The organism is Mesorhizobium sp. J8, assembly GCF_016591715.1.
Lineage (GTDB): Bacteria > Pseudomonadota > Alphaproteobacteria > Rhizobiales > Rhizobiaceae > Mesorhizobium.
Genome location: NZ_AP024109.1, coordinates 1,196,389 through 1,217,166, shown reverse-complemented (window position 1 = coordinate 1,217,166; position 20,778 = coordinate 1,196,389). Strand labels below are relative to the sequence as shown.

The following is a 20,778-nucleotide window of genomic DNA, read 5'->3' as shown; positions in this document are numbered from 1 at the left end:
AACGCGTGAATTCGCAATTCGGAGAGGGGTTTACATGAAACATTCCGCAAGATTTCTGGCATCAATCGCGGCGCTGTTCCTGGCCGGGTCGACGGGCTTCGCCGCCGATATCATCGGCGAGCCGGCGGTGAATTATTGCCGCACAGTTGGCACTTCGGACCTGGTGCTGACCGACAATATGGTCGAGCTCAAGGACCATGTGGTGAAGCTGATGGACGAATCGGTCGCCGTCGCCAACAGCCCGGAATGGATCAACTCGTCGCGTCCCGCCTTCGTCTGGGCCTCGGAAGCCAAGGTCGCCTGCGGCATGGCCTATGGCTACCTCAAGACGAACTACAAGGACGAAGACACGCTCAACAAATGCGAATGCTTCCACGACCGCATGGTCGAGTACATGCACTGAGCTGACGGGCGTGCGCCGCGCCGACCGTTTGCAATGATGGCGATGCAAGCCCGGGTGGAGGCGGATGCCTGCGCGGCCACGGCTGCGGCTGACGCGCATGCCGGCATGACGCGGGCGACCGATCTGCGGCGCAAGCGTTGGCGAGCCCTGGCCCTGGCCGTTGCGGCGGCGCTTTACGGATGTCAGTCCAAGAGCGGCGCGTCGGATGTGCTCGATCCGACGGCGATCGCCGCGCCCGCCGGCCAGGCGGGCGCCGCCGCCGCACCCGCCCAGCAGGCAAGCGTCGAGACCCCAAGCAGTCCGGCATCGGGCACTCCGGCCTTGGGCAGCCCGGCATCTGGCAGCGCGACTTCGGGCGGCCCGACCTCGGCCGCCGCCGCCAAGGCCCAGCTGACGCTCGGCACGGGGCCGACTAAGGTGGCCATGCTGCTGCCGCTTTCGGCGCCCGGAAGCACGGGCGAGAACGGCCGAAAGATGTATGACGGTGCACGCCTCGCGATGGCCGATCTCGGCGACAAGCTTCTGACGCTGACGATCGAGGACACGCGTGGCGACAGCGGCTACGCCAAGGACCTCGCGGTGAAGGCGATCACCTCGGGCACGGCGAAGGCGGTGATCGGGCCGTCCGAGCTTGCGGCCGCGCAGCACCTTGCCAAGCTCTCCGGCTCCAAGCGGCCGCCGGTGCTGGCGCTGGCCGACAATTTCGCCGGCGGCCCCGGCGTCTATTCGGTGCGGCTGAGCGAAGCCGACAGCGCCGCAGCGGGCGCGGCGGGAATCGCCGGCAAGGGCGCCAGGAAATTCGTGCTGATGGTGCCGGCGGGCGCCGACTCGAGCGCGGTCGAATCCCGGGTGGCAAACGCGCTCAGCATCTATGGCGCCACGCTTGCGGTGACGCTGCCCTATTCGCCGACGGACGGCGGCGCCAAGGTGGTGTCGGACATGAGCTCGCTGGTCGAGGCGCCCGACGCCGTGGTCGTCGCCTGCGGCGGCGGCAGCCCGACAGCGGTGCTTGCCGCGCTGAAGGCGAAAGGCATTCCAGGCAAGACGGTGACGCTGATCGGCACCGACCGCTGGCTCGAGCGGCCAGTGGATCCGCTCTACGAGGGCGCCTATATCGCGACGCTCGACGAGAGCGAGACCGGGCCGATCGCCGACCGCTTCAAGGCGACCTACAACTACCAGCCCGACGTCAACGTCGCCTATGCCTACGACATGGTGGCGCTGAGCGCGGGCATAGCGAGCGCGGCCGGCCCCGACGGCTTCAACAAGCAGGTGCTGGAGAACACGACCGGCTTCCGCGGCTCGACCGGCCTGTTCCGCTTCCGCAGCGACGGCTCGAGCCAGAGGTCGATGCCGTTCTTCAAGGTGGAGAAGGGGCGGCTGAAGCTGGTGGAGAAGCAGACGGCGGGGTTTTAAAATCTCTGGAGGCGGGGTTCGGTGGATTTTCTCAAGAAACTTCTCATTCTGGCTGTTGTCAGCGCGGTGGGCGCCGGCGTCGTTGCGCATCTCGAACGCCTGATGTTTGAGACGCCAAAGCCGGCGGCGTTTGGCGATCAACTGCCTCCTCCTGACGTCAAGAAAGCCCCGACGCCTAAATGGCAATGGCCAAGCGCCGGTTGAAGCTGATGGAGAGCAGACCGCGGGTTTTTGAGGACTATTCGGCGGGAACGTCGCCGTGATCACGATCGCTCGGGCGTCGGCGCGTCGAAAGCAAAGCGATCGCGAGTCTTGACCACTCGACGAAAGGCCATAGCGTCAACCTCACAACGTCGTTGCGCGGCACGCCTGTGGCACCCAAGGGGACGTTGCAGGGGCCGGGCACTCTGTAGGTGCCGAATATCCAATCAAAGAACGGAAAAACATTGGCAAGGTTCTTGCCGTAGGCAGCCGGCACATCGGCATGGTGCCAGCGATGGAAACGAGGCGATGCGACAAGCAAACGCAAGGGGCCGTGTCCCCAATCGACATCGATGTGCACATAGATATTGTGGAACAGGACGAGCAGGGCGCCAAAACCGATCGCGTCACGCGGCAAGCCTATCCAACTCAGCAAAAGGGTGTAAGAGACCAACATGACGAGATTCTCCAACGCGTGGACACGGTAAGTGGTCAAACCGTTGACGACCGGGTCGGAGTGATGAATCGCGTGCACGGGCCACAGCCACTTCATATGCATGAGGCGGTGGTTCCAGTAGTTGGCAAAATCGGCCGCCAGGATACCGAGGAAGCTAAGCAGCCACGTGGGAAGACCGGTCCAAACACTGCCTGGGATACTTGGTATGCCAAGCAGATCATAAGCTTGCTTCACGTCATCCGACAGCAGCCAAACTCCAGGAACCAGGAAAATATTTATGTGGAAGATCGCTAGCGACGCCGTTACGCTTTCTATCGCGCGCCTTGACAAGGACCGACGCCACCCTTTGCGAACGACATCGCATGCCAAGACGATGAGCAGAAAGGCGGCCACGAAGTAAAAACTGGGATTGCTAGCCAGTTCGCACCACGCTTCAAAGCGGGCGATGATGTACTCGCCGACGCTCTTCACCCCTGTTCCCCCAACTCCACGTTCCCCTCAGATCGCAGCAACGAAAATCTGAATCCAACCCCTAACGATCAATTTAGCTGCTCAAGAATTCCCGAACTGGTTGCCACCACCACGGCGTGATACATCTGGAACGCTATCGCGCAGATGGTAGCCGCCGAAATCGGCACGCCGAACGGCACGACGCCATCCTCGTCCATGTGCTGCACATATTGGCGGAACATGCCTGCTGGTAGGACGAAGGGATTCTTGATCACCGTCGCTGTGGCAATCGCGAAAACCAGCAGCAACACAGAAAACAGGGCTAGATTGCTTCCGCCAATCAGAAACGGCGTGACGCTCATCAGCTTGACATCGCCGGCACCAACCTTTCGCAAAAGCCAGAACGGAAAAAGCGCAATGAACAGCGCAAGACCGCCAAACGCGCTTATGCCCATCTCCAGCCATGAATGACTTTGCAATGATTGGAATTGAAGAGTTCCGAGGCCGAGGCAGAGAAGCAGCAGCACGTGACGGTTGGATATTCTCTGCGTCGTGAAATCCGTCCAGGCAATCCGCCCAAGCAGCAGAATCGCCAAGCCCTGGAACACAAGCGAAGCAGCGAGCAAAAGACTCATGAGCGCTCGATGTTCCGCACGCTTGACGACAGCAGCTTCAGATTGTTGGCCACGGTCGGATCGTTGGGTGCCAGTTCATAGGCCTTGAGGAAGTTGCTGCGCGCGTCCTGCAGTTTGCCGCGCAACAGATAGGAATAGCCGAGATTGTTGTAGTATTCCGGCGTCGCGCCGAGCAGCTTGAAGGCTCGGCCGTAGGCCATGTCGGAAAGATCAAAGCGACGGATGCGGTCGCAGGAAGCGGCCAAGCCCAACCAGGCGACGCCGTCATTGGGAGCCAGCCGCGTCGCCTTGTAGAACAAAGCGCCGGCATTGCCGTAGTTTTCGGAACGAAATTGGGTCTTGGCCTCTGTGACCGCTTGGTCCGACGCGTAGTAGTCGACGTCGCTGACCGTCTTCAGCCCGTCGAAGGCGTCGCCGAAGGCGGTGTAGTCGCCCTTGGCCGGCTCATTGGTGCGCACGACACCCCCCGTGGTGTCGTTGGTCTGGCAACCGGCCAGGAAGATCAGCAGGAGGCTGGTCGCGACTGCGAGGCGCTTTGTCATTGTGTGTCCCACGAGTCCCCGACTCTATTTTAGAACCTAATCATATAGCGAACTAGAAGAAAATGCCCTTCATGCGGATGAGCACCGGCAGCAAGATGACCATCATCACGACAGGGAAAATGCAGAGCCCCAGCGGGATCATCATTTTGACCGGCAATGCGTTGGCGCGCTCTTCCGCAGTCAGAATTCTTTGGCTGCGCATCTCGGCGCTGTAGACGCGCAAGGCATCGGTGAGGCTGGTGCCGAGTTCTTCCGACTGCCGGAATAGCACCGCCAACGCCTTGGCTTCATCAAGTCCGATACGGTCCGCCAATTCGCGCAAGGCTTCGCGAAGCGGCTTGCCTGCGCGCAATTGCAGATTCATGATCGAGAGTTGGATGCCCAGCCATTTATGGGTGCTGGCCATCTCCTGGCTCACACGCTCGACCGCCGCCTCGAGGCTCATGCCGGCATCGGCGCAAGTGATCATCATATCCATGAAGTCCGGGAAGGCGCGGCGATAGACCTGCTTTTGCGCGTTCTCGAAGCGATCAAGCATGATGCTCGGGATGACGATGCAGGCTAATCCGAACAGCGCCGACCCGGCGAGGGAAACGAATCCCGGTAGCCATGGGGGCAATATCCTCGACAGGAGAGCATATATAACCACAAACCCTATGGCGACGATTCCCAACCGGCAGAGCATGTAGATGAGAGGTGCGCTGGGGTGATAAAAGCCCGCTCGAAAGAGCTTGGCCTCCAGAGCGTCGGGCTCGTTGCGCTCCTTCTCCATCGATCTGAAATAGGCCTCGATCGGCTTTCGCGCCGCGGCCTTGGCGAGACTGTCTTGTCCGAGAATTGATCGGCGATCCACCGGCGTATCGCCGACCAGGCTATCCGTCACCAGCTTGCGCGTCTGCATGGCGGGCAGCAATACCAGCGCACCGAACAGAAACAGGGCTCCAGCAGCAGCGAAGACCGCGAGAGAGACGAGAAAGGTCAGATCGTCCGTATTCGAAAGCAAACTCACGGTCGCTCCTAGAAATCGAAAGTGACCATCCGATACATGATGTAGTCGCCGAGCAATGCCCAAGCCCCAAACGCCAGGAATACCGGCGGGATCAACGGACTGTCCCACACTTGGCCATAGTAGGAAGGCGCAACGAGCAACAAGATCAGAAACATGACGACAGGAAACAGCGAAATGAGCCACGCTGACGTGCGGCCCTCGGCCGAGAGCGCCCTGATCTTCAGTCTGAGTTTCTGCCTTTCGCGCAGCACGGATGAGAGGTTCGCAAGAATCTCGGTGAGGTTGCCTCCCGTCTTGCCTTGGATAGCGAGCGACACGGACAGCAGGTGCAAGCCTTCGAAGCCGACACGCTCTGACAGTTTCCGCACTGCCTGTTCCATGCTTAGTCCGAAAGTGATCTCGTCAGCGACGATGCCGAATTCCGTGCCAAGTGGGTCAGGTATCTCGCGCGCGACAAGACCTATTGCGACGGAAGCAGGATGACCTGCGCGCAGCGAACGAACGATCATGTCGAGGGCGTCGGGCAATTGCTTGGCGAATTTTTGAATCCGTTTGTTACGTGCCCGGCGCAGAACAAGAAGCGGCAACCCCAAGCCCACCACGAGAAAGATGATGACATCTACTGGCGCTGCAACGTGCAGGAAAAACCAAAGCAGCAACGCCATCGCGAGGCCAGCCAGCACAAACGAGGCGACGAAGGTCAAGGGGTTTCCGGTGACACCGGACTGGGTGTACAGCCGATTTAACCAAACGAACCCCGAGATGAAGTCTCCAGAGTCGGTCAGCCCGCGTTCGCGTAATAGGCTTTGCAATGTTTGCTCGGCCGGCGCGTCATTGGCGATAAGCCGGAGTCGATGATTGACCGCGACCCGACGCGAACGCCGGCTGGTCAGCGAAAGATAAAAGGTCTCCCCGGCAAGAATGACCGAGGCGGCCGCAACCACATAGATGAAATAAAGCAGCGCCTGTCCGGTCAGCATTACAGCGGCACCTGCGGGTTAAAAGCATCTTTGGCAAAATGAAGGCCAAGGGTGGCGGCCTCGCCGGCAAAGCGCGGCCGCACGCCGGTGGCGCGGAAATCGCCGATGATCGCGCCGTCGGCGGCAACATCGCGCCTGACATAGTGATAGATTTCCTGCAGTTGCACGATATTGCCTTCCATGCCGGTGATTTCGGAGATGGAGACGACACGCCGTCCGCCGTCCGAAAGGCGCTGCGTCTGGACGATAATGTCGATGGCGGACGCAATCTGCGCGCGGATCGATTCATGTGTCATCGGCAACCCGGCCATGCCAACCATCTGCTCAAGACGCGAGATGGCATCGCGCGGCGTGTTGGCATGGATCGTCGTCATCGACCCTTCGTGGCCGGTGTTCATGGCCTGCAGCATGTCGAAAGCTTCCTCCCCGCGCACCTCGCCGACGATGATGCGGTCGGGGCGCATGCGCAGCGCATTCTTCACCAGTTCGCGCTGGCGGATCTCGCCCTTGCCCTCGACATTGGGCGGGCGCGTTTCAAGTCGGCCGACATGCGGCTGCTGCAGCTGCAGTTCCGCCGCGTCTTCAATGGTGACCAGGCGTTCCTTCGAAGGGATATAGCTCGACAGCGCATTAAGCAGCGTGGTCTTGCCGCTGCCGGTGCCGCCCGAGACCAAGATCGACTTGCGCGCCTGCACGGCAATGCGCAGCATATCGATCATCGGCTGGCGGATCGAGTTGAACGCCATCAGGCGTTCCAGGGAATAAGGGTTCTTCGAGAATTTGCGGATCGAGACCAGCGGGCCGTCGACCGAGACCGGCCGCACCGCGATGTTGACGCGCGAGCCATCCGCCAGGCGCGCATCCGCCATAGGCGCTGATTCATCGACACGGCGTCCGATGGCCGACACGATCTTGTTGATGATGCGCAGCAGATGAGCCTCGTCACGAAAACGAATCGAGGTTTCCTCGATCGTACCGCGACGTTCTATAAAGACGCGCTCGTGGGTATTGATCATGATATCGGCAATCGAGTCGTCCTTGAGCAGCGGTTCGATCGGCCCCAGACCAAGCATCTCGTCGGCCGTGTCGCTGGTCAGTTGATCGAGCTCGCGGGCATTCAGGGGCACGTTCCTGCTGCGCACGAATTCGCGCACGATCGGCCGGATCTCATCCAGGATTTCGTCCTTCGACGCGGTTTCCAGCGCCGAAAGGTTGAAGCGATCGATGAGATGGCGATGCAGCTCGACCTTCAAGGTCAGGAAATCGAGGCCTTGCGGTTCGGCATCCGCCGTCGCAACCGTGGGTGTTCCGTTCGCAATCGCGACCACGGGTGCCGTCTGCTGCGCCCGCTGCTCATTCGGCCCTTTGATGAAGCGACCCAACATGCCGCTCTAGCCCCCTGCTTATCCCAGGATCGAAACTAAGCGTTAACCACGAGGGGCACAAGCAGCGCGGTGGCCGCAAATCGTGTATTACTTGCAACATAGTTAAAAAATCGATCCACGGAAAATCGTTTTACTTGAATTCGAAGCGGAGCGTCGGACCAATGTCCTAAGACCTTTGTCTTAGCACAATCTGATATGCGCTCTAACTTGCTAGATATAAACGTATATGTGCATATCCTAATGAACTAGGGCCAAGGCAGCACGGTGGCCAAATTGTGAATGAATGGTTAAGATGGCTTGAAAAATCAGCCGAATCAAGCGCTTGTCCAAATTAAAAATTCCTGAGGCTGAGTATTGAAAGGTTAAGCTTCCGTTAATCCGTTTGACACTGCTTTTTTACGCGACCTAGGATTGAACGTGACGGGGGATGCTTGGGTATGGGGTTCATCCTTGGCTCTGTCTCGTCGGGTTCAAACCTCCAAAGGGAGAAATTGGCATGAAGAAGCTCATGACGATGGCCCGGCAGTTCCGCGACGATGATAACGGCGCTGCTATGGTCGAATACTCGATTCTGATCGGCATCATCACCGCGGCTGTGATCGCGATCATCATCGGCGTTGGTATCTATGTGAAAGATCAGTGGACCACGCTGTGCACCAACCTGAAGACCGCGGATACCAAGGTGACCGGCTGCTGATCCAGAAATCGACCAGGCCCGGCGACGAACTTCGGGCCTGGTCAATTGGATCCCAAGGGAGAATTAGCATGAAGAAGCTCATGACCTTGGCCCGGCAGTTCCGTGACGACGACAACGGCGCTGCCATGGTCGAATACTCCATTCTGATCGGCATCATTACGGCAGCGGTGATCGCGATCATCATTGGTGTTGGTATTTACGTCAAAGATCAGTGGACCACGCTTTGCACCAATCTCAAGACTGGTGATGCGAACGTGACTGGCTGCTGATGCAGAAACAGGCCAGGCCCAGAGACGACCTCCGGGCCTGGCCGACTTGATGGCAAAGCAATCTCGGCCTGGGTGCCTGTTGGTGCCAGGTGGTTGTTTGAATGGGGCTGGGGGCAAATGCGCGCTAATACACTCATCATGATCGTGCTCGCCGGAATTTTCGGCGTGCTGGCAGTCGTGCTCGTCAATATCTGGCTTGCTGGCCAGCGCAATGCTTTGGCGCAGTCCAATGGTGTGCAGGCGAGCACAGTCGTGGTCGCGGCGGTGCCCCTGAAATTCGGCGACGCACTGAGCGCCGACAATCTGCGTGAGATTGCGTGGCCGGCTGGAGCCGTGCCTGCGGGCGCGTTCAAGACGGTAAAGGAGGCGACGGCCGGCGAAGGGGTGCGCCAGGCCCTGCAATCGATCAGTGCCAATGAGCCGGTTCTCGCCGCCAAGATCACCGGCCCAGGTCAACGGGCCACGCTGTCGGCGGTGCTCAGCGAAGGCATGAAGGCAGTTTCGATCCGCGTTAATGACGTGCTCGGTGTCGCTGGCTTTGTATTTCCCGGCGACCGGGTCGACGTGCTGTTGACCCGCAATGTCCGCAGTAACGACGGTGTAGACAAAAGTTTCGTCGACGTGCTGTTGCAGAGCGTCAAGGTGCTTGCGGTAGATCAGGTTGCCGATGAAAGCAAGGATGCCCCGCAGGTCGTGAAGGCTGTCACGGTCGAAGTCAGCACCAAGGATGCTCAGAAACTCACCTTGGCGGCGGGAGCCGGCCAGTTGTCGCTGGCTTTGCGTCAGGCTGCCGGCAGCAAGGGTGAGACTAATGAGAGAGTCACGCTGGCGGATCTGACGGGCGACACACCGGACGACGTCGCCAAGCGCCAAGCTGAATTAGACAAGCAGAAGGCCGATGAGGCCGCGCGTAAGCAGGCCGACGAGAAGATCGACGGGCTGGCCAAGGCGGTGGAACGGGTCGGCAGCCAGATCGACCAAATCAGCAAGACAAAGCCGGTCACTGTCGTCGCCGCCGCGCCTGAGGCGCAGCCGCAAGTGAAGGAAGTGATCAAGTACGTCCAGCCTGAACCGCCCAAGCTCGCGACAGTCAGCGTGTTTCGCGGCGTCAAGGCGGAGTCATATGAAGTGCCGCGACAAAACTGACGGGGTCAGCGCGGCGGGACTGCCACAGGCAGCAAACGGGGAGACGGGGAATGAAGCGGTCTTGGGTGAGGGTAGCGGCGGTCGCGCTATCCTTCTTGGTTGCACCGGCGATGCTTGGTCATCCGGCCAGCGCGGCGGACCGATTCATCGATGTGTCTAGTCCCTCGCTGCATCGAGTCTTCGTGCCGGTTTCCCAATCGGCCACGATCCAGGTGAACGCCACGCTGGGCGATATCGTGGTCGGCGACGAGAAGATCGCCGACGCGCAGCCGATGACCGACAAGACGCTCTACATCATCGGCAAAGCCGTCGGCACAACAACCGTCAATCTGTTTTCCGAAGACAAGCGCTCGCTGGGCGCCATCCAGATAGAGGTCGGCCAGGATGTCGGCGACATGGCGGCCGCGATCCGCCAGGTGGCGCCGAGGGCGCGCATCGAGATCGGCTCGATCAACGGCAAGGTGCGCCTGAGCGGCCACGTGAAGGACGCCGCAACTTTGGCGCAAATCGTCGAGGTGACGCAGCAATATGGGCCAGACGCCATCATCAACGCCGTGACGATCGACGACAGCGAGCAGGTCAACCTGTCGGTGCGCATCCTCGAGGCCAAGCGTAATGCGGGCCGCGACCTTGGTGTTTCGTTCAAAAGCACGAACAGCCGCGGCACGACAAAGGTCGGAACTGGCATTGCCGCGGTCGATGAAGATGGTGCGGTGCTCGGATCGGGGACTTTGCTCAGTGGACTACTGTCCAACTCCAGTCCGTTTGGCGCATTGCTCACGCGCGTTATCGATAGCAACATCAAGGTCGATATGTACATTGAGGCGCTCGAGTCCAAAGGGCTCGTGAGGCTGCTGGCCGAACCCAACCTCACCACGGTTTCCGGCGAAACGGCCAGCTTCAATGCCGGCGGCGAAGTACCAGTACGCAGCGTCAATTCGCAAGGCGAAGTCGAGATTCAATTCAAGCAGTTCGGCGTCAACTTGAATTTCACGCCGGTTGTCCTCGATGACGGCAAGATACATATCAAGCTTGCGCCGGAAGTGAGTGACCTGACGGGATTCACCCCCGCAGGCGACCCGATCTTTACCAATCGCAAGCTGACAACTGTGGTCGACCTGCGTGACGGCCAGAGCTTCGCGGTCGGCGGCCTGCTCTCCAGCAAGAATACCCGGCTGCAGGATCAGGTGCCGTGGCTCGGCCAGGTGCCGATCGTCGGGGCGCTTTTCCACAATTCGAGCACGCAGAAGGAAGAGACCGAACTTGTCGTCATCGTGACGCCGCATCTCGTGCGGCCGGTCAAGCCGGGCGAACAGTTGGCGACGCCTTTCGATAAGACAAGACCCGCCAATGACCCGGAGCTGATGCTGCTCGGCCAGCTCGAAGTCAGCAAGGACATGATCCGCATGTATGAGCATGGCGATGGTGTCACGGGGCCCTATGGCCACATGCTGGATGTCAAATCAAAGGACAAGCTGGTCTATGTCAAAAAATAAGCTCTTGCTCGTCCTTCTCGGCTCCAGCCTGCTCGCGGGCTGCGCCGCCGACTATCTGAACAATTACGACACGATGACGCTGGCATCTGGCGACTCGCAGAAGGCTAATCAGCTGCTGCAGACAGTCGACCCCTATAACCCGGCTTCCAACAACACGAAGATCGAAGGCGACGGCCCACGCTCCGTCGGTGTCGTCCAGAAATACAAACTTCCGCCAAGCACGTCCGCGCCGGCGACGAACATGACAGTCAATGTCGGGCCGTCGGTTGGGACGAGCACAGCAAACTGAGCAAAAAGGATGCGGGGGTCGCGCCGGGCGACGAGGGGCCGGCGCAGGACGAAAGAGAGTAAGGTCATGTTGGGGACCATACGCAGATTCTGGCGCGATCAGCGCGGCATGGCGCTCATCCTCGTCAGCGTCATGTTGCCCGCGATCATTGGCTTTTCGCTACTCGTCATCGATCTAAGCCGGGCGAACAACATGCATTTCGACCTGCAGAAAGGTGCGGACGCGTTCGCGATCGCCGCAGCAGCCGAACTTGATGGCAAATCGGATAGCATTACCAGAGCCGACCGCGCTCTAGCGACCCTGGTGGCCAACCAGTACTATTTCTCGAACTCCACAAATCCCGGCCCGCAGACCCTTGCGGCCGCTGGCGTGACAAGGCGATATCTTCGGACGATCCCGGCAACCAAAAACGGCGTGGCCGGCGACGCGCTGCCTCTCACCGATTTCATCACCGATGAAGTGACTGATGCCGCGAAGGCCCGATACGTACAGGTGGTGGTGACGCCCGTCGGCTACTCCGCACTCTTCCCTGCCTCATTCTTGAGTTCGTCCGCCACCAACAGCTTCACCATCACGGCCTCGGCGGTCGCGGGGTTTTCCTCGAGCGTCTGCGACTTCACGCCGATGTTTATCTGCAACCCATATTCCAGCATTCAGGCGCTCGGAAACACGTTGCGCGGCAACAGCCGGCCGATGGTCTATCTCAAGGCGCAGAGCGGCGGCGGCAGCGTTCAGTATGGTCCGGGTGACTATGGCTTCCTGAAGACCCCGGATGGTAGCCAGTCGACCCCTGATCTGACAAACATGTTTGCGTCGACCAAGCCGCTGTCCTGCTATAAAGACGATGGGGTCGAGACGGCGCCCGGCAACGTCCCGCCGGTGAACGACGGCATCAACGTCAGGTTCGACATCTATTCGAAGAACGGATTGAGCCCAACGACCTACCCACCAGCGCCCAATGTCCGCAAAGGCATGGTCACGCAGGTCGACAGCAAAGGCAACTGTTCATACGCGGCGCCGACGGCAGCCCAAGCAAGCCAATATATGGGACTTCCCCGCGATAACTGCCTGAATTCCGGTACGTGCGCATCGACTACCGGCTTTGCCAGGCTAGGGGATGGCGTGTGGAATCTTCCAGCATATTGGAGCGTCAACCACGGCACGAGCACGCTTCCATCCGATCTACCCTCGGACTCCAGCCGGTGGACTGTCTACAACTATGAGCTGAACCACCCCGGCTTGGCCAGCGGCCCGGAAGCTACCGCTCCCCAGTGCAACACAAACTGGCTCAACGACCCGAAGCGTAGGATGATCTACGTGGCCATCATCGACTGCGCAGCTAACAATGTGAAAGGATCCGGCGGCCCCTATCCCGTACAGGCCTTTGCGAGTGTGTTCGTCACGGAGCCAGCCGGCTCGCCCCCGGATGCCGATATTTATGGTGAGATCGTCGACATCACGACGAAAGCCGGGAATGGAACGCTCGATAACTTCCTGCGTGACGAAGTGCAACTCTACCGGTGATGGCTATGTTTCGGTCAATTGTCCGCAAGATCAGGAAATTCGGCAGAGACCAAGACGGCACGGTGCTCGTCGAGATGACGCTCGTGGCACCCGTAATGCTGCTTCTGTCGGCCGGTGTTTTCGAATTTGGCAATCTGATCCACGACAAACTTTTGGTGGAAGCGGGCCTGACCGACGCTGCCCGGTTCGGCGCTCGCTGCAACAGCCAGCTGTACACCGATTATGCAAGTTCAGGTTTTTCAGCGATCGACTGCGCCGATATGGCGACAAACATCGCGGTCTACGGCACGGCTTCGCTGACGGTCGTTAATGGCAATGTGACGAATACTCCGCGCGTCAGCGGCTGGCAAAAAGCGAATGTGACTGTGACCATAGGCGCCAGCAGTTCGTGCCATGACGCCGTCGCCGGCGGCGTTACCCAATACCGTTCGGTAACCCCGCAAGTGTGCATCGTCAGGGCGGCAGGTACCTATCCCTATAGCGGCGTAGGTATGCTGTCGCTTCTCAATATCGGTCCGATCACCCTGAGCGGCTACCATGAGGAGCGGTGGATCCGGTTCTGACGATGATGAGGGGCTTCGCAAATTCAGAACACGGCGCGGCCATGGTCGAGATGACCATAGTCGCGCCGATTCTGTTTGCGTTGACGCTTGGCTTCGTTGATTTCGGTTATGCCCTCTATCAATGGAACGGCGCGACAAAGGCCGTCCAGGTCGGCGCAAGACTTGCCTCGATTTCCGATCCCGTGGTGCCGGCAGCCGTACTTGCCGCCGCGGCGCCAACATCGGTGCCGGGAGCGCCGGTTGCGGCCGGCGCCTATGCCTCGTTCGTATGCAAATATACTGGCAGCACCGGTGCCTGCAACGGGACCTCCGCCAACTTCGACGCGAATGCTTTCAGCCGCATTTTCAGAGGCGATACGGCTGTCACCAACAACGATGCGTGCCCGGCCCTCACGGGGACTCAAAGGCCCGGGATGTGCCATTTCTTTCCCGGCCTGCTGAGAACCGACGTCGTCATCACCTACGCGGCAACAGGGCTCGGATACCAGACTAGGCTCGACGGCCCCGTGCCGACGATCACAGTCAATCTTCAGAACCGGACGTTCCACTTCTTCTTCCTGAGCGGGCTGATGGGGTTCGCCAACATCAACATGCCCTCCATGCTGAGCACGGTCACGGGCGAAGACATGAAGAGCACATCTCCATGAACGCCATCGACACCAGAGTTCTCCCGACCAAGCGCAAGCAGGTCGCCCTGTTTTCGGCGGATCCGAATTTCAAGCGCGACGTCACCACGCGGCTCGACGCGCTGGCGATCTATGACGTCAAGGTTTCGGACGCGGCGGAGTTCCTGAAGGGGCCGCCGGCCGACAGCCGGCCCGGCATCATCATCCTCGATCTCGGCAATGGCGAGCTGCTCGGCAATCCGGCGGTGGTCGAGGCGCGCGCGGCCTGGGCCTCGGTGCCGCTGATCGCGATCTCGGACGAGCTCACCTCCGAGCAGACGCGCGTTTTGGTGCGCATGAACGCGTCGGACTGGCTGCACAAGCCGCTCGACGCCAAGGAACTGCTCAACGCCGTTACCTTCCACGACACCGGCAACCAGGGCACCAAGAGCCGCATCATCACCTTCATCGCCGCCAGCGGCGGCGCCGGCGCCACCACGCTGGCGATCTCGGCGGCCGAGCACCTCGCCTCGAAGTCGGCCGAGCGGGCGGCCGCGGCCTGCCTCGTCGACCTCGATTTCCAGAGCGCCAATTGCGGCGCCTATCTCAACCAGTTCAACCAGTTCGATCTGACCGGCATCATCGGCCAGCCGGACCGGCTCGACGTCGAGCTGATGGACGTCATCAAATTGTCGCGGCCGTCCGGCCTCACGCTCTATTCCTTCGAGCGGCCGCAACTGCCGTTCGAGCCGCACGGCTCCGACTTCGTCTTCCGGCTGCTCGATCTCGTCGCCTACCGCTTCGACGACATCGTCATCGACCTGCCCAACATCGAGACGCCGTGGCACGAGTCGGTGCTCAGGACGAGCGACGAGATCTTCATCGTCTTCGAGCTCAACGTCGCCTCGCTGAGGCAAGGCAAGCGGCTCTACAAGAAGATCCGCGAATTGCGCGGCAACAAGGTGAGCATCACGCTGGTCGCCAACAAGCACAAGCGCAAATGGTTCGGCAATCACTTCTCGCGCAGCGAGCTGGAGAAGATCTTCAAGGCGCCGCACATCAAGTCGCTGGCGCTGGACAACGCGCTTCTGGCCGACGCGCTGAACCGCGCCATCCTGCCCTCGGAGGTGGACGGACGCGCGCGCTTCAACAAGGACCTGAAACGCATGTTCAAGGAACGGCTGGACAATGCCCAGCGCTAGGCGCTTCGCTGCGATGCATCTGGCCGGCGCCTGCCTCGCCGGGCTGACGCTGGTGTCTGCCTGCGGTTTGGCGGAAGCCGGATCGGGGCTGCCGCCGCTGCCCGCCATGGGCCCGAGCCTGCGCAAGGCGGTCGCCTTCCCGACCAACGAGCAGCCGGGCACCATCATCATCCGCAAAAACGAGAAGGCGCTCTATCTGGTGACCGCCCCGGGCCAGGCGCTGCGCTACCAGATCAGCGTCGGCCGCGACGGTTTCGGCTGGACCGGAACGGTCAAGGTCGCGTCCAAGACCGAATGGCCGGAATGGCGCCCGCCCAAGGAAATGCGCGCGCGCCAGCCGGAACTGCCGGCGATGGTGCCGGCCGGTCCTTACAATCCGCTCGGCGCCAGGGCGCTTTATCTTTCGCGCGACGGGCGCGACACGCTCTATCGCATCCATGGCACCAACGATCCCAAGGGCGTCGGTTTCGACGGCACGTCCGGATGCTTCCGGCTGACGAACACCGATGTGATCGATCTCTTCAAACGCGTCGCGGTGGGCGCAAAGGTGGTGGTTGAATGACGATGATCAGCGAGCCGGACGTTCCGGCAATCGAACTCGGTCACCGGGAAGCGGCTCCGGGAAAGCCCAGCCGGGCCAAGATGATCGGCGTCATCGCGGTCGGCGCGTTGCTCGTCACCGCCGTCAACGTGACGGCCGCGGTCTATCTCTATCGCGGCGTCAACGACCTTAAGACGATGGAGGCGCGGCTGGACCAGCTTAGCCAGTTCGAGCAGCGTATCGGCGCCCGCATCGACACCGTCAACAACGGTTTCCAGAGCCGGTTCGAGACGCTGGACCGCCAGCTGCAGGCGAATTTCGGCCAGATCAACGGCAATATCGCCAAGCTGGAGCAAGGCCAGCCGGTCGCGGCCAGCGAGCCGGCGATCAGCGCGCCCGAGCCGGCCATGCTCGACAACACCACGGTGGCGGATGCGTCAGCGGCTGATGAAAGCGGCGCCGATCCCGCCGCCGCGCAACCTTCGTTCAAGCGCAAGGTCGTGCCTCCCGGCCCCAATCCGTCCTATCAGCGCATCCAGCAGCCCGACGGCAAGGTCTATTACAAGAAGATCAACTGAGCCCGCGGATCGGCGCCTAAAGCGCATCGCGATCTTTCAGATTCGCTCTATGCGCTTTAGGTTTTGGTTTTACGCATGTCTTTATCCCGAAACCGGTTCCCACTTTCGGGAGACATGCTTTGGGCCAACCGGTTACAGATCGCGCTGCAGCGAAAGCAGGCGGACCGAACGGGCTTCGGCGCGCTGCCTCGCCTCACGCAGGAACGCGACATGGCAATAGGCGCAGGCCGCGAGACCGAGGCACAGCACCAGGCAGTTCTTCAGACTGAAGTCGAGCATGAGCGAGAAGTGCAGGCCGTTCGGTATGGTGAAGGCGGCAATGGTGCTTGCCGTTTCCGCACTGCTGCTCAGCGCCATCATCTTGCCGGCGAAGATCAGGGCGGCGTGATTGGCCAGGAAGAAGCAGGCGGACCTTTTTGCCTGGCAAATCATCCAGCAGGCGCCCGCCGCGAAAACGAGGATAGCGGCATCGGCGGCCATCGACCCGCCGAGATAGACATGCGCCTGCTGCCAGAACATGGTCGAGAACGGGCGCAGCTCGAGCCAGGCCTGCCATGCAGCGGGGCTCGCCGGATAGAAGCCGAGCAGCAGCGCCGCCACCCGCTCCGCCGCCAAGAGAAGCAGCATCAGGGCAGGAAAGGCAAAAAGCAGTATCGGCTTGCGCATCGTGTCATCCCCTCGACATCCGATGGCAGATTCTAGGCCGCATTGGTTGCGCGACACTTAACGCAACGCCTTGCTTTTCAAGGAATGTCGCTCATGTCTAATGTATGATCCGGTTCAACGGTCGGGGGGAGCCATGTCGGCAGGAGCTCACGGGTCGGGCTCGGGCGGCATCAACGACAGCCAGTGCGATCCCGAGGAGTGCCACGTGTGAGCCGGGCGAATCAGCCAAGCCGCCCGCTGCTGGCGTTCGCGCTCGGCAGCCTGGGGCTGCTTGCAGGCATGGTGATGATCGCCGAGGGCGGGCACTGGCTATCGCCAAATCCGCCTTCGATCGCGCCGGTCGAGGACACCGGCGACCCGAACCCGACCTCGCCTGCCCCGACGCATAACAGGCGACCAGGCCAGCCGGCGCGCAAGATCGCCGAGAACCTCATCGCGCCGCCGCCGCTCGATCCATCCGGGATCGAGCGCACCGAGCCGCGCCCTCCGCTTGGCGAGCTCGGGCTTGCAACAGCGCCGAAGACGCCGATGCCGCGGGATTGGCGCGAGACGCTGCTCTTCGGCCCGGTCGCGACATCCTCGGCGGTCTTCGAAGCCATGGGACGCAGGGTCGCCATCAGCGGCACGGTGAACATAGACCCCGACAGGACCTGCACGTTCGACGGCACCGCCTGGCCCTGCGGCCAACGGGCGCGAGCCGCCTTCAACGCCTGGCTGCGGGGCCGGGCGCTCAAATGCCTGCTGCCGCCGGATGCCGACCGTTTCGCAATCGCCGTGCCCTGCGCCCTCGGCAAGCAGGATGTCGGCGCCTGGCTGGTTTCCAATGGCTGGGCGATGGCCGCTCCCACCGGCGTTTACGGCAAGGCGGAAGCTGTGGCGAGAAATGCCCGGATGGGCATTTTCGGCCCACCGCAATAGCGCCGCCGCGGGAAGTCGGCGCCCGTTCCATCCCGGACCTGCGTGAAAGCAGAATGGTCGGGACGGTTCGGCACTTCTAAAACCTGGACCGATCCAACGGCACCCCATGTGCCGGATCCAGCGCCTGCCTTGGAGAAGATGCCGATTTGCATCAAATTGTACGCTTCCTTGAAACCGAAATCGTAACGGACCTCCTGTAAGCCATGCGTCGAACAGGAGATTGGCCCTTGACCACGAAAACACCGACCGCGCCGGCTCGGACATGGAAGCAGCTCATCTTGCTGGCCGTGCTTGGCACCGCTGTCTGCGTCGGCCTTTCGCTCGCGCTGAACTACCTGCTGCTTTTCAGCGACAGCCTGACGCCATTCGGGCGCGGGGCTGTCACGGCAATCATCGTGCCGATCGTCATCGGTCTGCCGCTGTTTGCCCTGGTCGGCTGGCAACAGATCGAGATCCGCCGCTACCGGCAGGAACTCACCAGGTCCGGCACCTATGACCAGCTGACCGGCTGCCTGAACGGCAAGGTGTTCACCTCGATGGTCGACAGGAGGGCGCAGAGGCCGGCCGGTCCGCGCTCGGGCGCCTTTCTGGTCATCCATCCAGAACATCTGGCATCGATCAACCTGCGGTTCGGCCTCGAATGGGGCGACGAGGCCTTGCGGCTGATCGCATCGGCCATCCGATCCGCGGTGCGCAAGGACGATCTGATCGGCAGGATCGGAACCTCGATGTTCGGCGTCTTCCTGCCGGGCGCGAGCGAAGCAGACGCCAGGGACGTCGGCGAGCGCATTCGCGGCACGGTCGGCGAAATCTATTTCGCGCCGAAGGGCGACAAGGACGTGCTTGCGATCAAGGTCGGCGGCGTCATATTCGAGCGTGAGCTGGATTTCGAGGACATGTTCCGCTTCGCGGAGGAAGGCATGGCCGAGGCCGCGGACGAAGCCGGCCTGCGGCTGTCGCATGTCACCAACTGAGCCGGCGCGGGAATCCAACGATCCTCGCGCGACAATTCCGCAGCGCATCATTCTTCAAAAGCGGCATGGTCGTTTATGCCTCAGATACCGCCCATGCAGAGATACTTCATCTCGAGGTAGTCCTCGAGGCCGTGGCGGGAACCTTCCCGCCCGATGCCTGACTGCTTGACCCCGCCGAAAGGCGCGGCTTCCGAGGACATGCGGCCGGTGTTGATGCCGACCATGCCATATTCCAGGGCTTCCGCCACACGCCAGACCCGCTTCAGGTTGGAGGCATAAAAATAGGCGGCTAGGCCGTAGATCGTGTCGTTGGCCTCACGCACGACCTGATCCGCATCCTCGAAGCGGATGACGGGGGCCAATGGCCCAAATGTCTCCTCCTGCGCCACCGCCATGGCGCCGGAGATACCGGTAAGGACGGTCGGCTGGAAAAAAGTACCGCCTGCGCCAATCCGGCCTCCGCCGCAGCGGATCGCGCCGCCCTTTCCCACGGCATCGGCAATGTGGGATTCGATCTTGGCCAAGGCGTGGCTATCGATCAGCGGGCCGATGGCGACGCCCGGATTGAAACCGTCACCGACCTGAAGCTGGCGAACCCGTCCGACGAATTTGTCGACGAACTCGTCATGAACGCCCGACTGCACGTAGAGGCGGTTGGCGGACACGCAAGTCTGGCCGGCATTGCGGAACTTCGCCTGGATCGCCCCGTCCACGGCAGCGTCGATGTCGGCGTCGTCGAAGACGATGAAAGGCGCATTGCCACCCAGTTCCAGGCTGACCTTCTTGATCTGGTCCGAACATTGGCGCATGAGCAGGCGTCCGACCTCGGTCGATCCGGTGAAGCTGATCTTGCGCACCTTGGGATTGTGGCAGAGCTCGCGCCCCACCGCGGCGCCCTCGGAGGCGTAGACGAGGTTCACGACACCGTCGGGAAAACCGGCCTCGGCGGCGAGCGCGAACATGGCGCCTGCGACGAGCGGCGTCTGCTCGGCGGGCTTCAGCACGATCGCGCAGCCCGCCGCCAGCGCCGGCGAGATCTTGCGCGCCACCATCGATGCGGGAAAGTTCCATGGCGTGATCGTGCCGACAACGCCGATCGGCTGCTTGATCACCAGCATGCGGCGATCCGTCGAGGGCGCCGAGATCGTCTCGCCGTAGATACGGTTGGCCTCCTCGGCGTACCATTGCAGATAAGCGGCCGCATGCGAGACTTCCGATCTGGCTTCGGCAAGCGGCTTGCCCATCTCGGCGGTGAGAATTGCGGCAAGGTCGTCGGTGTGGGTGACGATCAGTTGGTGCCACTGCCATAGCATTTCGCTGCGTTCCCGGGCAGTCAACGCCGCCCATTCGGCCTGGGCGGCATAAGCCTTGTCAATCGCCGCGCGCGTTTCCTCGACGCCCATGTCGGGGAGTTCCGCCAACAGCTCGCCGGTCGATGGATTGAAGACCTCAAACATACGCCCGCCAGCAGGCGCCCCAAGCGCCGGCACCCGGTCGATCGCGCCAAACAGGTCAGGGCAGTTCAAGTGGCGGGTCATCGGCAGGCGCAGGGGCAACACCGCTTTCCTTCTCGTCAGGCCGGCATATCGGAAACGCCACCATGTATTGCGCATGCGCCGGTTTCATAGGGCCTGGGAAGGATGGCGGTAGACCCACCTGCCTCCTCGAAATGCATCGGCGCGGCGCAGTTGAAATCGCGTTGGAAAGCTGGTGCTGCGAGAGAGGATTGAACTCTCGACCTCTCCCTTACCAAGGGAGTGCTCTACCACTGAGCTACCGCAGCCTGCGATGGCGGCGCTTCTGCCATATCGAACCGGCAAGCGCAAGGCCAA

Annotated in this window: 24 protein-coding genes and 1 tRNA gene; 16 read left to right on the top strand and 9 right to left on the bottom strand. The window is 61.3% G+C overall.

All coding sequences use genetic code 11. The features are described from left to right. The first annotated feature begins 34 nt into the window (after positions 1-34). The 3 genes from MJ8_RS05700 to MJ8_RS05690 all read left to right on the top strand — a co-directional run bounded on the left by MJ8_RS05700 (position 35) and on the right by MJ8_RS05690 (position 2,023). Entirely contained in the window at positions 35-403 is a 369-nt protein-coding gene (locus tag MJ8_RS05700; protein ID WP_201413477.1) for a hypothetical protein, read from the top strand. A gap of 105 nt (positions 404-508) precedes the next feature. After that, the gene (locus MJ8_RS05695) at positions 509-1,819 is read left to right on the top strand and encodes an ABC transporter substrate-binding protein (RefSeq protein ID WP_201415320.1); all 1,311 of its coding nucleotides are present in this window, start codon (positions 509-511) and stop codon (positions 1,817-1,819) included. Between the two features lie 21 nt (positions 1,820-1,840). Next, positions 1,841-2,023, top strand: a complete 183-nt coding sequence (locus MJ8_RS05690) for a hypothetical protein (RefSeq protein WP_201413476.1) — start codon at positions 1,841-1,843, stop codon at positions 2,021-2,023. Positions 2,024-2,057: 34 nt separating this feature from the next. Here the strand turns inward: MJ8_RS05690 and MJ8_RS05685 are convergent, their stop codons facing one another. The 6 genes from MJ8_RS05685 to MJ8_RS05660 all read right to left on the bottom strand — a co-directional run bounded on the left by MJ8_RS05685 (position 2,058) and on the right by MJ8_RS05660 (position 7,478). Next, positions 2,058-2,948, bottom strand: coding sequence for a sterol desaturase family protein (locus tag MJ8_RS05685; RefSeq protein WP_201413475.1), 891 nt, complete (start codon positions 2,946-2,948; stop codon positions 2,058-2,060). A gap of 68 nt (positions 2,949-3,016) precedes the next feature. Then, positions 3,017-3,562 carry a prepilin peptidase gene (locus tag MJ8_RS05680; protein ID WP_201413474.1) on the bottom strand — a complete coding sequence of 182 codons (546 nt, stop codon included), beginning with the start codon at positions 3,560-3,562 and terminating at the stop codon, positions 3,017-3,019. After that, positions 3,559-4,104 (bottom strand): tetratricopeptide repeat protein, encoded by a 546-nt coding sequence (locus MJ8_RS05675; protein ID WP_201413473.1) that lies wholly within the window; start codon positions 4,102-4,104, stop codon positions 3,559-3,561. Before MJ8_RS05675 ends, MJ8_RS05680 begins: the two co-directional genes overlap by 4 nt. A gap of 52 nt (positions 4,105-4,156) precedes the next feature. Further along, positions 4,157-5,107, bottom strand: coding sequence for a type II secretion system F family protein (locus MJ8_RS05670; RefSeq protein WP_201415319.1), 951 nt, complete (start codon positions 5,105-5,107; stop codon positions 4,157-4,159). A 14-nt stretch (positions 5,108-5,121) separates the two neighbouring features. Continuing rightward, complete coding sequence (locus tag MJ8_RS05665) at positions 5,122-6,093, bottom strand: type II secretion system F family protein (protein WP_201413472.1); 972 nt, start codon at positions 6,091-6,093, stop codon at positions 5,122-5,124. After that, positions 6,093-7,478: a CpaF family protein gene (locus MJ8_RS05660; protein WP_201413471.1), complete on the bottom strand. Its 1,386-nt coding sequence runs from the start codon at positions 7,476-7,478 to the stop codon at positions 6,093-6,095. Before MJ8_RS05660 ends, MJ8_RS05665 begins: the two co-directional genes overlap by 1 nt. Before the next feature lie 496 nt (positions 7,479-7,974). On the opposite strand from MJ8_RS05660, the gene MJ8_RS05655 reads away from it, so the two are divergent. The 11 genes from MJ8_RS05655 to MJ8_RS05605 all read left to right on the top strand — a co-directional run bounded on the left by MJ8_RS05655 (position 7,975) and on the right by MJ8_RS05605 (position 16,388). Further along, complete coding sequence (locus MJ8_RS05655; RefSeq protein ID WP_140801881.1) at positions 7,975-8,175, top strand: Flp family type IVb pilin; 201 nt, start codon at positions 7,975-7,977, stop codon at positions 8,173-8,175. 68 nt (positions 8,176-8,243) lie between these two features. Further along, the gene (locus MJ8_RS05650; protein WP_201413470.1) at positions 8,244-8,444 is read left to right on the top strand and encodes a Flp family type IVb pilin; all 201 of its coding nucleotides are present in this window, start codon (positions 8,244-8,246) and stop codon (positions 8,442-8,444) included. 138 nt (positions 8,445-8,582) lie between these two features. Further along, on the top strand, positions 8,583-9,590 hold the full coding sequence (gene cpaB, locus MJ8_RS05645) for a Flp pilus assembly protein CpaB (protein WP_263649640.1): 1,008 nt from the start codon (positions 8,583-8,585) through the stop codon (positions 9,588-9,590). A gap of 182 nt (positions 9,591-9,772) precedes the next feature. Then, positions 9,773-11,086 (top strand): type II and III secretion system protein family protein, encoded by a 1,314-nt coding sequence (locus MJ8_RS05640; RefSeq protein ID WP_263649639.1) that lies wholly within the window; start codon positions 9,773-9,775, stop codon positions 11,084-11,086. Then, positions 11,073-11,375: a hypothetical protein gene (locus MJ8_RS05635; protein ID WP_201413467.1), complete on the top strand. Its 303-nt coding sequence runs from the start codon at positions 11,073-11,075 to the stop codon at positions 11,373-11,375. Before MJ8_RS05640 ends, MJ8_RS05635 begins: the two co-directional genes overlap by 14 nt. A 66-nt stretch (positions 11,376-11,441) precedes the next feature. Beyond that, positions 11,442-12,899: a pilus assembly protein TadG-related protein gene (locus MJ8_RS05630; protein WP_201413466.1), complete on the top strand. Its 1,458-nt coding sequence runs from the start codon at positions 11,442-11,444 to the stop codon at positions 12,897-12,899. A gap of 5 nt (positions 12,900-12,904) precedes the next feature. Beyond that, entirely contained in the window at positions 12,905-13,462 is a 558-nt protein-coding gene (locus tag MJ8_RS05625; protein WP_225248144.1) for a TadE/TadG family type IV pilus assembly protein, read from the top strand. Then, positions 13,447-14,109: a TadE/TadG family type IV pilus assembly protein gene (locus MJ8_RS05620; protein ID WP_225248143.1), complete on the top strand. Its 663-nt coding sequence runs from the start codon at positions 13,447-13,449 to the stop codon at positions 14,107-14,109. Before MJ8_RS05625 ends, MJ8_RS05620 begins: the two co-directional genes overlap by 16 nt. Next, positions 14,106-15,269 carry an AAA family ATPase gene (locus MJ8_RS05615; protein ID WP_201413464.1) on the top strand — a complete coding sequence of 388 codons (1,164 nt, stop codon included), beginning with the start codon at positions 14,106-14,108 and terminating at the stop codon, positions 15,267-15,269. Before MJ8_RS05620 ends, MJ8_RS05615 begins: the two co-directional genes overlap by 4 nt. Continuing rightward, the gene (locus MJ8_RS05610; RefSeq protein ID WP_201413463.1) at positions 15,256-15,831 is read left to right on the top strand and encodes a L,D-transpeptidase; all 576 of its coding nucleotides are present in this window, start codon (positions 15,256-15,258) and stop codon (positions 15,829-15,831) included. Before MJ8_RS05615 ends, MJ8_RS05610 begins: the two co-directional genes overlap by 14 nt. Next, complete coding sequence (locus MJ8_RS05605) at positions 15,828-16,388, top strand: hypothetical protein (protein ID WP_201413462.1); 561 nt, start codon at positions 15,828-15,830, stop codon at positions 16,386-16,388. Before MJ8_RS05610 ends, MJ8_RS05605 begins: the two co-directional genes overlap by 4 nt. Before the next feature lie 132 nt (positions 16,389-16,520). Here MJ8_RS05605 and MJ8_RS05600 read toward each other — a convergent pair whose 3' ends face one another. Then, positions 16,521-17,054: a hypothetical protein gene (locus MJ8_RS05600; protein WP_201413461.1), complete on the bottom strand. Its 534-nt coding sequence runs from the start codon at positions 17,052-17,054 to the stop codon at positions 16,521-16,523. A gap of 207 nt (positions 17,055-17,261) precedes the next feature. Here MJ8_RS05600 and MJ8_RS05595 point away from each other — a divergent pair, with 207 nt between their 5' ends. Both MJ8_RS05595 and MJ8_RS05590 read left to right on the top strand, forming a co-directional pair. After that, the gene (locus tag MJ8_RS05595) at positions 17,262-17,972 is read left to right on the top strand and encodes a thermonuclease family protein (protein WP_225248142.1); all 711 of its coding nucleotides are present in this window, start codon (positions 17,262-17,264) and stop codon (positions 17,970-17,972) included. Between the two features lie 227 nt (positions 17,973-18,199). Next, the gene (locus MJ8_RS05590; RefSeq protein ID WP_225248141.1) at positions 18,200-18,946 is read left to right on the top strand and encodes a GGDEF domain-containing protein; all 747 of its coding nucleotides are present in this window, start codon (positions 18,200-18,202) and stop codon (positions 18,944-18,946) included. Between the two features lie 80 nt (positions 18,947-19,026). Here the strand turns inward: MJ8_RS05590 and MJ8_RS05585 are convergent, their stop codons facing one another. Both MJ8_RS05585 and MJ8_RS05580 read right to left on the bottom strand, forming a co-directional pair. After that, positions 19,027-20,484 (bottom strand): NAD-dependent succinate-semialdehyde dehydrogenase, encoded by a 1,458-nt coding sequence (locus MJ8_RS05585; protein ID WP_201415316.1) that lies wholly within the window; start codon positions 20,482-20,484, stop codon positions 19,027-19,029. A 170-nt stretch (positions 20,485-20,654) separates the two neighbouring features. Then, positions 20,655-20,729: transfer RNA gene (locus tag MJ8_RS05580), tRNA-Thr, on the bottom strand. Between the last annotated feature and the right edge of the window lie 49 nt (positions 20,730-20,778).